6 protein-coding genes and 1 riboswitch are annotated in these 11520 nt (G+C 44.7%); of the genes, 3 read left to right on the forward strand and 3 right to left on the reverse strand.

Translation table 11 applies throughout. The features are described from left to right. Positions 1-165: 165 nt before the first annotated feature. Positions 166-3852, reverse strand: coding sequence for a methionine synthase (metH, locus tag IPJ86_03130; GenBank protein MBK7886311.1), 3687 nt, complete (start codon positions 3850-3852; stop codon positions 166-168). A 92-nt stretch (positions 3853-3944) separates the two neighbouring features. After that, a riboswitch (SAM riboswitch) is annotated at positions 3945-4248 on the reverse strand. A gap of 322 nt (positions 4249-4570) precedes the next feature. Here metH and IPJ86_03135 point away from each other — a divergent pair. From IPJ86_03135 to IPJ86_03145, 3 genes are all read left to right on the forward strand, one after another. After that, positions 4571-6028: an OmpA family protein gene (locus IPJ86_03135; protein MBK7886312.1), complete on the forward strand. Its 1458-nt coding sequence runs from the start codon at positions 4571-4573 to the stop codon at positions 6026-6028. A 78-nt stretch (positions 6029-6106) separates the two neighbouring features. Beyond that, positions 6107-6685 carry a pseudouridine synthase gene (locus IPJ86_03140; protein MBK7886313.1) on the forward strand — a complete coding sequence of 193 codons (579 nt, stop codon included), beginning with the start codon at positions 6107-6109 and terminating at the stop codon, positions 6683-6685. 584 nt (positions 6686-7269) lie between these two features. Beyond that, positions 7270-9318 (forward strand): S9 family peptidase, encoded by a 2049-nt coding sequence (locus IPJ86_03145; protein ID MBK7886314.1) that lies wholly within the window; start codon positions 7270-7272, stop codon positions 9316-9318. A gap of 463 nt (positions 9319-9781) precedes the next feature. Here the strand turns inward: IPJ86_03145 and IPJ86_03150 are convergent, their stop codons facing one another. Beyond that, complete coding sequence (locus IPJ86_03150) at positions 9782-10102, reverse strand: DUF4296 domain-containing protein (GenBank protein ID MBK7886315.1); 321 nt, start codon at positions 10100-10102, stop codon at positions 9782-9784. Between the two features lie 39 nt (positions 10103-10141). After that, complete coding sequence (locus tag IPJ86_03155; protein MBK7886316.1) at positions 10142-11479, reverse strand: dihydroorotase; 1338 nt, start codon at positions 11477-11479, stop codon at positions 10142-10144. Positions 11480-11520: the final 41 nt, after the last annotated feature.

Consider the following 11520-nt stretch of genomic DNA (forward strand, 5'->3'; position numbering starts at 1 on the left):
CTATTAAAATTTAAAACCCTGAATATAAATTTGAATATGTAAATTGAATTTCATATCCATCAACGTGAGCATAATCATCACATACTTTGCTTCCAATCCATTTTCAAACTTGTCTCCCGAAAGGGATATCTTCAAATCGCGAGGCTTCGCGATCGAATTGTCAAATCACACCACCACCGGCTCGTAGCCCAATACAGGGCCCAGCCAGCGCTCGGTATCATCTACCGACATGCCTTTTCGTCGTGCGTAATCTTCTACCTGATCGCGTTGGATTTTTCCGAGACCGAAATAGTGTGAGGCAGGATGCGAAAAATACAATCCACTTACAGCCGCTGTTGGTACCATGGCCAGACTTTCAGTGAGTGTGATGCCGGCGGTAGTATCCGTGTCGAGTAAATTCCAGATGGTTAATTTTTCGGTATGATCCGGTTGTGCAGGGTAGCCCGGAGCGGGACGGATACCATCGTATTCTTCCTTGATCAAATCATCATTACTCAGCGTTTCATCTGAAGCGTAGCCCCAAAATTCTTTGCGTACCCGCTGATGCAATCGCTCTGCAAATGCTTCTGCCAGACGATCAGCGAGTGCTTTGAGCAGGATAGCGTTGTAGTCGTCGTGATTGGCTTCAAAGCGTGCTACGTGTTCATCAATGCCGATACCTGTAGTAACCGCAAATGTGCCGATATAATCTTTAACTCCTGCTGCTTTTGGTGCGATGAAATCTGAGAGAGCAATGTTCGCTTGTCCTTCCGGTTTCTTCGTTTGCTGACGAAGCGTATGGAAGGTCGCACGCACTTTTTTACGCGTGTCATCTTCATATACAAGAATATCATCACCGATAGCATTGGCCGGAAAAATTCCGATGACGCCATTGGCCTGCAACCATTTTTCATCAATGATCTTTTTCAACATCTCCTGCGCATCATCAAACAATTTCTTCGCTTCTGTACCTCTTTCCGGATCCTTTAAAATTTTCGGATACGATCCTTTCATTTCCCATGAATGGAAGAAGGGTGTCCAGTCGATGTAGGGAACTAACTCCGCGAGGGGATAATTGTCCAATACCGTTACACCGGGTTGAGCAGGCGCTTTTGTAGTAACCGCTGTCCAGTCACATTGCCATGCATTCGCGCGGGCTTCATTGACGGAGATAAATTTATTCGCGGCTTGCGCACCGGCATGTTGTTTACGCAAACGATCGTATTCTTCGTTGGTACGGTCGGTGATTTCCTGTTTGAGTTCTTTCGAGAGCAATGCACTTGCCACCGGAACAGAGCGGGAGGCATCGTTTACATGCACCACGGGATGCGAATAAAAGGGAGCAATCTTCACAGCAGTATGTACCTTTGAAGTTGTTGCGCCACCAATGAGTAGAGGAATATCAAATTTCCGGCGTTCCATTTCTTTCGCCACGTGTACCATTTCATCCAGTGAAGGCGTGATGAGTCCGCTGAGTCCGATGATATCCGCCTGATGTTCGATGGCTGCATCCAGAATTTTATCCGCGGGCACCATCACACCTAAATCCACCACATCATAATTATTACAAGCGAGTACAACACCCACAATATTTTTACCGATATCATGTACATCGCCTTTCACTGTGGCCATGAGGATCTTTCCCTTCTTGCTTGCTCCTTCTGTATTCTCCGCTTCAAGGTAAGGGAGGAGATAAGCCACCGCTTTCTTCATCACTCTTGCACTCTTCACTACCTGCGGTAAAAACATTTTTCCGGCTCCGAACAAATCACCCACTACCTTCATTCCATCCATCAGGGGACCTTCAATCAGGTGCAAGGCTTTTGGATAATTCTTTCTTGCTTCTTCAACATCTACCTCAATATACTCCACTACACCCTTCACGAGAGCATGTGTGAGTCGTGCTTCCACTGTTCCTTCCCGCCATGCTTCATCGCGCTCTTGTTTTTTTCCTGCTCCTTTTATTTGCTCGGCATAGGTGATCAAGCGTTCTGTCGCATCATCACGCCGGTCGAGAAGCACATCTTCTACCATCTCCAGCAAGTCCTTGGGAATCTCATCGTACACCTGCAATTGTCCCGGATTCACGATACCCATATCCATCCCCGCTTTGATCGCATGATAAAGGAATGCGGCGTGTATGGCCTCACGGACGTGGTCATTGCCCCTGAAGGAGAAGGAAACATTACTTACACCTCCGCTCACCTTGGCATAAGGAAGGTTCTTCTTAATCCATGCTGTAGCTTCAATGAAATCCAGTGCGTTGCGGCGGTGTTCATCCATGCCGGTAGCGACAGGGAAAATGTTTGGATCGAAGATGATATCCTGAGGAGGAAAATTAATTTTTTCAGTGAGCAACTTATAAGCTCTGGCACAAATGTCGATGCGTCGCTGATAAGTATCCGCTTGTCCGTCTTCATCAAAAGCCATGACAATCACAGCGGCTCCGTATTTGCGGATGATATTCGCCTGTCGCAAAAATTCTGCTTCTCCCTCTTTCATGGAGATGGAGTTCACGATACTTTTTCCCTGCGTGCATTTTAGTCCGGCCTCAATCACGAAGAACTTCGAAGAATCAATCATGATGGGTAATTTGGAGATATCAGGCTCGGAGGCGATCAGATGAAGAAATTTCACCATGGCCGCTTGCGAGTCGAGCATACCTTCGTCCATATTGATGTCGATGGCTTGCGCGCCACCTTCTACCTGATCGCGGGCGATGGCGAGGGCGTCTTCGTATTTTTCATCAATGATGAGTTTTGCAAATTTACGGCTACCCGTCACGTTAGTACGTTCGCCTACATTCATGAAATTACTTTCCGGACGCAGGGTGACGGCTTCGAGTCCGCTGAGGTGCATGAGATGATCCCGTGCAGGGACTTTTCGAGGCGGGCATTGTTTAGCCAGCACTGCAATCTCACGAATATGATCTGGAGTAGTACCGCAGCAACCACCCACAATGTTGAGGAAGCCACTGGTGAGAAAATCTTTTATCTGATGACCCATATGATGCGGGGTCTCGTCGTATTCACCAAACTGGTTGGGGAGTCCTGCGTTGGGGTAGGCGCTGATGTAGAAAGGAGCTTTCTCACTGAGTTCTTCGAGATAAGGACGCATTTCCTTTGCTCCGAGGGCACAGTTCAATCCAACGCTGAGCAGGTCAACATGGGAGATGGAATTCAGAAAAGCTTCTACCGTTTGTCCGCTGAGGGTACGACCGCTGGCATCGGTAATCGTACCGGAAACCATCACAGGAATCCGGAGATCTCTTTCTTCGAGAATCGTCTGAATCGCATAGAGTGCTGCCTTCGCATTCAAGGTATCAAAAACAGTTTCGATTAATAACAGATCCGAACCTCCGTCAAGAAGTCCGTTGATTTGTTCTGAATAAGCCTCTACCAAATCATCAAAAGAAACCGCTCTAAAACCGGGATCATTGACATCCGGACTGAGTGATGCAGTACGGTTGGTAGGTCCCAGTGCACCGGCCACAAACTTCGGACCTCCGTTGGGGTTAGTCACCATCCACTCCTGCACCGCCTGTTTCGCCAGTTTCGCCGACTCGAGATTCAATTCATAGCTCAGTGATTCCATCTTATAATCGGCCAATGAGATCTTCTGTGCATTGAAGGTATTGGTCTCAATGATATCAGCACCTGCTTCGAGATAGGCTTTGTGTATATCACAAATAATTTTCGGTTGGGTCAAACTCAGGAGATCATTGTTACCCTTCAGATCATGCGGAAAATCGGCAAAGCGCTTGCCGCGATAATCCTTTTCTTCCAGCAGGTAACGCTGAATCATAGTTCCCATGGCACCATCGATCACAAGGATGCGGCGCTCTAATTGTTGACGAATCGGGTGTACAGCCATAATTTTTTAAGGGCATGCCGGAAATAAAAAAATCCCCTCCGGCAGCCAGAAGAGATTTTACGTGTTTTTACTGTTTAGGTTCAGATCTTCCGGACTTATCTTCTCCCATCATATTTGACGAGACTGGATGTGGCACTATCTGAGTTGAACGTGAAACGTTCAACGTTTAAGGTTTAAGGTTCAAAGTTTAAGGTTTAAGGTTGCGAGATGAAGTATTATAGTTTAAATAGATAATACTAATTATTAATCTATTGATGTTCAGAATTTTACAATTCCGGACATTCAACCTTAAACATTAAACGTTAAACCTTGAACTTTCTCTTCAGCCTTCGGCTGAAGAGATCAGGGTTGCCAAGGCTTCATAGGGCACAGTCCCTCCACCTTTCTTGATAAGCTAAATAAAGAACGAGGTGCAAAGGTATAAATAATTGACGGAATACAATCTAGGAAGCGACCATCCCATTTTACCTGGTTTGACCAACTAAAATCCTCTCTCCTCCCGGTGGTCTTAAAGTATAGAAAATCCGCGAAAATCCGCGGAATCCGTTTCATCAGCGCCTGCCGGCCGGCAGGCAGGTTCTCATTTCACCTTCGCAAAGTCAATACAGTCGTGTACTTTATGGGCGTACCCAATGAGAAGAATTATTTAATATACCTATTCCGGTTGATATGCAGGAGAAGACTACCTTTGCGCCTCTTAAAAGTAATTATAATTCCGATGAAACGCTTCCTCATTCAACTGCTCTTTGCAACCCTTTTACCTCTTAGCCTTTACTCACAAACCGCTGAACGCCCGTTTGCTATCGGCCTTTGGGGCGGACTTACGCAGTATAACGGTGATCTGGGACAGGGATTTTATAACAGTAAGGATCAGGATGCCCAAATGCATATCGGTCTGACCACCGCCTGGTTTATCAATAGTCATTTCGACTTTTCGATGAATGCCACATTGGGGACCTATGGTTATCGTGAAAATGCCCTTAAAAATTTCGAAGCGGACCAACTGCAATGGAATGCCCATGTGCGTGCCAGCCTGTTCAAAGAAGAGCGATTTAAAGTCAATCCTTATGGATTTGTGGGTATTGGTGTGGGTTATCTGAACAACATAAAAAATCCGGGAACAGATATTTTCATTCCCTTTGGTGCGGGCTTGAAAATCAGCATTACAGAAAGACTCGGATTGTTAGTACAGGAAACATTCGCTTACACAGACCACGACAATCGCGATAAAGAAGAGCGGGACAATAACGATGCTTTTTTGATGCATAGCCTTGGTCTTACCTGGAATTTTGCTACCGCTAAAGATGAAGACCAGGACGGTGTAAGTGATAAAAAAGATAAATGTCCGCAGACCCCTGCCGGAACATCGGTAGATGCAGACGGTTGTCCGTTGGATCGTGATGGAGATGGTATTTCTGATCAACTGGATGCATGTCCGGATGTGAAAGGAGTAGCCTCAGCGAAAGGATGCCCTGATAAAGATGGTGACAGTGTTGCCGACTCGATTGATAAATGCATCGATGTGGCAGGGCTTGTTACCATGGATCCCGCAACCAACGGCTGTCCGGATCAGGATGGAGATGGTGTAACGGATGCGGATGACCGTTGTCCGGAGGTGAAAGGAACATTGGCGCTGAAAGGTTGTGTGGATACAGATGAAGATAGCGTCATTGATCCCGATGATCGTTGTCCGCAGGAGAAAGGAACCGTTGAATTAAAGGGATGTCCTGACAAAGATGGAGATATGGTTGCTGACATCGATGATAAATGTCCTGACAGCGCAGGCGTGGCTGCAAATGGAGGATGTCCGGAAATTGCGGGCGCCGGAACAACGTTAGCCGCAAATGAACTTAAACCGGTATTATTTGAAACCGGCAGTGCAAACATTCGCTCCGGCTATTTCAAAATGCTGGACAATGTAGCGAAGACAATGAACACTTATCCGAACTATAAGGCGGAGATCATCGGACATGCAGATAATACCGGCGATAAATTAAGGAACGAAACACTTTCACAACAACGTGCCGACGCATTAAAGGCGTATCTCATCAAGAAAGGAATTGCTGAAAGCCGCATCAGCACAAAAGGAATGGGAGATGGAAATCCTGCCGGAGATAATGCTACTTCATCAGGAAGAACGATGAACCGCAGGGCTGAAATAAAAATTGAATATTAATTCGCGTTTACCATTATACAATCGTTTGCATCGTAAATATTCCTTCTCGACTGTAGCGATAAAACTTTATACTGATTCATGGACTACTTTCTCATCTACAAACCCTTCGGCGTGCACTCTCAATTCAAACCGGATGGAGAGAAGCCCGGATTAGGTACGCTTCATGATTTTCCAAAGGATGTGTATCCTGTAGGTCGTTTGGATGCAGATAGCGAAGGGCTTTTATTGTTGACGAACGATACTGCAATCAACAAGCGATTGCTCCATCCGCGTTTTAAACATCACCGCACCTACCTCATACAAGTGGAAGGGACGATTACGCAGGAAGCCATTGATAAGCTATGCGATGGCGTTAGTATCAGCATAGATGGCAGGGAACATTTTACGGCACCGGCAAAAGCCAAAATTATTCCTCCACCGGAATTACCCGAAAGAAACCCGCCCATACGTTTTCGAAAGACGGTACCTGACTCCTGGTTAGAACTTACCATTACAGAGGGAAAAAACAGACAAGTGCGGAAGATGACAGCCGCAGTTGGTTTTCCGACATTAAGATTAGTCCGCTGGAAAATTGAAGATTTAACGATGGAAAATCCTGAACCCGGAATGGTAGTGGAATTGGACCGAGATACGGTTTTTAAGAAATTGAAGTTATAAGGAATATTTTTATTTTAATTTTTCGATGGCGGATGGAATTCAAATTATTGTCCTTTCGTTTTAATGTAAGTTTAGGTTGCCAATAATTATGTCCTAGAATAATGTCGCTCCTACGGAGCTGTCGACGATTCGTTTAAATTAGGCTATAATTATTTCGCTCCTACGGAGCTGTTTGCGATGCGTTTACATCAGGCTATATTTATTTCGCTCCTACGGAGCTGTTGGCGATTCGTTTACATTAGGCTATAATTATTTCGCTCCTACGGAGCTGTCGGCGATTCGTTTACATTAGGCTATAATTATTTCGCTCCTACGGAGCTGTTGGCGATTCGTTTAAATTAGGCTATAATTATTTCGCTCCTACGGAGCTGTTGGCGATTCGTTTACATTAGGCTATAATTATTTCGCTCCTACGGAGTTGTTGGCGATTTGTATTCGTGAGGGTATAATAATGACGAACCCATAGGGCTTGATTGCGTCGCTTTTGCGGGGCAGGTGTATATTAGAGACATCCGGTTGAATTTCTGCGAATGATGGAGATATCGAATATTCTGCTATTTTTGAATCAAATAATTACTTCATTCATGAAAAATCTTGCTGCAATTGTATTACTATTCAGTAGTGTGGTTAGCCTTTCGGCCCAGACCCTTACTCCGGAAGCACTGGTTAAATTAGCCCGTGTCGCTGATCCACGAATTTCCCCTGATGGAAAAACGGTCATCTATAATGTACGAACCTTTGACATCGCTGCGAATAAAGGGCAAAGCGACATTTTCCTGATTCCTGTAAATGGCGGTACTCCGGTACCGTTAGCAAAATCTGCAGCTGATGAAGGTAGCGCCCGCTGGCGCCCGGACGGAAAAAAAATTGGTTTTCTGATGGCCGATAAGAACGGAGACACCCAGTTATGGGAGGTGAACCCGGATGGAAGCATTCCATTACAAGTCACTTCTATTGCAGGAGGAATCAGTAATTTCGGATATTCGAAAACGTTATCTCATATATGGTACAGTGCCGATGTCAAACTGGATAAAAAGCCCAGCGAAATTTATCCTGACCTTCCTAAAGCAGATGGTGCACGTATCATTGACGGACTGATGTTTAAACATTGGAATGCCTGGCACGATTACGCGTACAGTCATCTTTTCATTGCTACTTACTCCAATGGTACCGTTGGACAAGGTGTGGACATTATGCCCGGAGAACGCTGGGATGCCCCTACCGGTCCTTTCGGCGGTGATGAGCAGGTGATGTTTTCACCGGATGGGAAGAAGTTGGCCTATACCTGCAAGAAACTCAACGGAACCGATGCGGCAGTAAGCACTAATACTGATATTTATCTCTATGACCTTCTGAGCGGAACCACCTCGAATCTTACCGAGGGCATGAACGGTTATGACAATGATCCTTGCTGGTCACCCGACAGCAAGAAATTACTATGGCTGAGCATGGAACAAGCGGGCTACGAAAGTGATCGCAATCGTCTTTTTCAATATACATTTGATACCAAACAGAAAACAGAACTCCTTCCTACGTTTGATTATTCCGTTGACAATCTTGCCTGGAGTGACGATAGCAGAATCATCGTACTCACCGCGGCGAAGAATGCTACGAAACAAATTTTTATCTACGACTCCTTCCTGAAGAGTGCGATGCCTTTGCGGCAAGTAACAACTGCACAAGCGGACTACAATGAAATCACTGTAGCAGGAACCGGCAAATCATTAAAAATTATTGCCAGCCGTACCGACATGACTATGCCGTCTGAATTATACAATATCAACCCACAGACCGGAGATGCTACCATGATCACCAATTCAAATGCAAACTCATGGGGTCCGATAAAGAAAAGTACAGTCGCCAAACGCATGGTGAAAACTACCGACGGAAAAGAGATGCTCGTATGGGTGATATATCCACCCGATTTTGATCCGGCGAAAAAATATCCGACTCTGCTCTATTGTCAGGGCGGACCACAGAGTGTCGTGAGCCAGACTTTCAGTTACCGTTGGAATTTCAGTCTCATTGCCGCGCAAGGCTATATTGTTGTGGCACCTAACCGTCGCGGGTTACCGTCGTTTGGAGAAGAGTGGAATGATCAGATTGCCGGTGACTGGGGCGGACAAGCGATGAACGATTTGCTTTCTGCGATCGATGATGTAAGCAAAGAAAATTATGTAGATAAAAACAGACTTGGTGCTGTCGGTGCCAGCTTCGGCGGTTACTCTGTTTATTGGTTAGCCGGACATCACAATAAGCGTTTTAAAGCCTTCATTTCACACTGCGGAGTTTTTAACCTGGAGTCGGAGTATGCAGCAACAGAAGAAATCTTCTTTGCACACCATGACATGGATGGCAACTACTGGGACAATCCAAAACCAAAAAGTTTCGATACCTTCTCCCCTCATAAATTTGTTCAAAACTGGGATACACCCATATTAGTCATTCATAACGAGAAAGATTTTCGTGTACCGTTGAATCAGGGCATGGAAGCTTTTACAGCCGCGCAATTACAAAAAGTACCCAGCCGGTTTCTTTACTTTCCGGATGAAGGACATCATGTGTTGAAGCCGCAGAATAGTATTTTGTGGAATAGAGTCTTCTTTGATTTCCTTCAAACTTATCTTAAATAAAAACTTAAGGCGGGGTTACGAAATACGAATCTACCCGGTAGTGTGAAAAGAAAGAGGAGAACCCTCCTCTTTCTTTTCACACTACCGGGATACGAATATACGAATTACGAATTTTACGAAACCGCGAATAATACGAAACCGCGAATAATACGAAAGTACGAAATACGAAATACTAAAGAGTGAAATACGAAAAGACGATAGAGAGAAATACGAAAGTACAAAATACGAAAGGATATCAATTAAGGCTAGACTTGTGATGTTGAATCAGCGAAAATCTTAAAAATCAGCGTCATCAGCGTTCTCTCTAAAATATTAATGTATTGAAAATTATATATGCATCATCGGAAGTTTATAAAGAAAAGAGCGGAATCATGAAAATGACCAAGGGATGAAAAAGTTGTTCAAATTCGAGTGTAAATAAATTATTTTGGGAGGGGGACTATCGCAGCAAAGATTGAAGGTTTTACGGCTTATTGCTTTTAGCTTGCTCTACGCTTAGGCGCGTGATGACTTCTTCGTACATCTTGTGAAAATATTCGGGTTCTGAACGGTAGTATTCGAGGCTTTTGCGAAATTGAGTGGAAGATATTTTATGCTTGTTAAAAACATACCGATAGCGACCGTAGGCTTCCGCTTTCAAAGTATCATTTCTTCCCAGGCCTTTTAGTTGAATAGTGGCCTCGATCAAATGAATATCTGCCAGGACCACAATCATGGAATCGCGCGGAATTACGTCTGCAGGAACGGTCACTTCCGGCTTACTGCAAGCGGTTATTAGGATCAAAAATGACAGCAGCAAATATGTTCTGAACTTCATGTCCTTCTAACGTTGAAAAAATAAACGGGAACCAATTTTACTTTCATCTATGCGACCATTGTCATAAACCAAATGGCCATTCACGAAGGTCTGTAAAATTTTTGATTTAAAACGATGACCTTCAAAGGGTGACCATCCGCATTTATAGAGAATGTTTGCCGGTTCAACGGTCCAGGGATTATTCATATCTACCAACACAAGGTCTGCAAAATATCCTTCGCGTATATAACCCCGGTCTTTAATGCGAAAAAGTGTCGCGGGTGCATGTGACATTTTCTCTACTACTTTCTCCAGACTGATCCATCCTTCGTGCACCCCATCTAACATAGCCACCACCGCATGTTGTACCAACGGACCTCCGGAAGGGCATTTAAAATAAGATTGTGATTTCTCTTCCTTTGTATGTGGAGCATGATCGGTAGCAATCACGTCGATACGGTTATCCAATACGGCCCTTCGGATTTCCTCTCTGTCGGAGGCTTTTTTCACTGCAGGATTCCACTTAATCAGATTCCCTTTTGTTAAATAATCCTGATCCGTAAACCAGAGATGATGAATACAGGCTTCTGCCGTAATCAATTTTTGCTCTAGCGGAATATCATTTCTGAACAGTTCCGTTTCCTTCGCGGTGGAAATGTGCAGGATATGCAGACGGGTACCATGCTTTTTTGCCAATTCTACTGCGAAGGAAGAAGATTTCCAACAGGCTTCTTCACTACGTATGATAGGATGCTGTGAGGGGGGAACCATCTCCCCATACGTTTGTTGCGCAGCTTGAGTATTGGCCCTGATGGTTGCTTCATCTTCGCAATGCGTAGCTATTAACGTTGGTGCCCTGGAGAAAACAGACTCCAGTATGGAAGCATTATCCACCAGCATATCACCGGTACTTGAACCCATAAAGATCTTTATACCGCAGACATTTTGTGCATCTGTTTTTAAAACCTCTTCGAGATTATGATTCGTTGTTCCCATGAAAAAGGAGTAATTCGCTAAAGAACATTGAGCAGCTCTTTGGTATTTTTCTTCCAGTAATGCCTGCGTAGTTGCTTGTGGAACAGTGTTGGGCATTTCCATGTACGAAGTGATCCCTCCTGCAACAGCGGCTCGCGCTTCTGTATAAATCTCACCTTTATGTGTCAAACCCGGTTCCCGAAAATGTACCTGATCATCAATAGCACCCGGAATTAAATAATTGCCTTTCGCATCTATCTCCTGCAGACGTCCTGGAACAGAGATCTCCCCTCCTACTTTTTCGATGCGGTTATCTTTAATCAGGATATCGCCATCGAGAGTAACTCCTTCGTTGACGATGCGGGCATTTCGGATGATAGTAGCAGCCATATTAATAGTAATTTATCATTCAAACTTTTTTTAAACGCAGC

The organism is Bacteroidota bacterium (genome assembly GCA_016713925.1).
Classification (GTDB): domain Bacteria; phylum Bacteroidota; class Bacteroidia; order AKYH767-A; family OLB10; genus JAJTFW01.

Bases quoted from the DNA above. Each gene is read 5' to 3' on its own strand.
- metH (MBK7886311.1), bottom strand. From the start codon at position 3,852: ATGGCTGTACACCCGATTCGTCAACAATTAGAGCGCCGCATCCTTGTG.
- IPJ86_03145 (MBK7886314.1), top strand. From the start codon at position 7,270: ATGAAAAATCTTGCTGCAATTGTATTACTATTCAGTAGTGTGGTTAGC.
- IPJ86_03135 (MBK7886312.1), top strand. From the start codon at position 4,571: ATGAAACGCTTCCTCATTCAACTGCTCTTTGCAACCCTTTTACCTCTT.
- IPJ86_03155 (MBK7886316.1), bottom strand. From the start codon at position 11,479: ATGGCTGCTACTATCATCCGAAATGCCCGCATCGTCAACGAAGGAGTT.
- IPJ86_03140 (MBK7886313.1), top strand. From the start codon at position 6,107: ATGGACTACTTTCTCATCTACAAACCCTTCGGCGTGCACTCTCAATTC.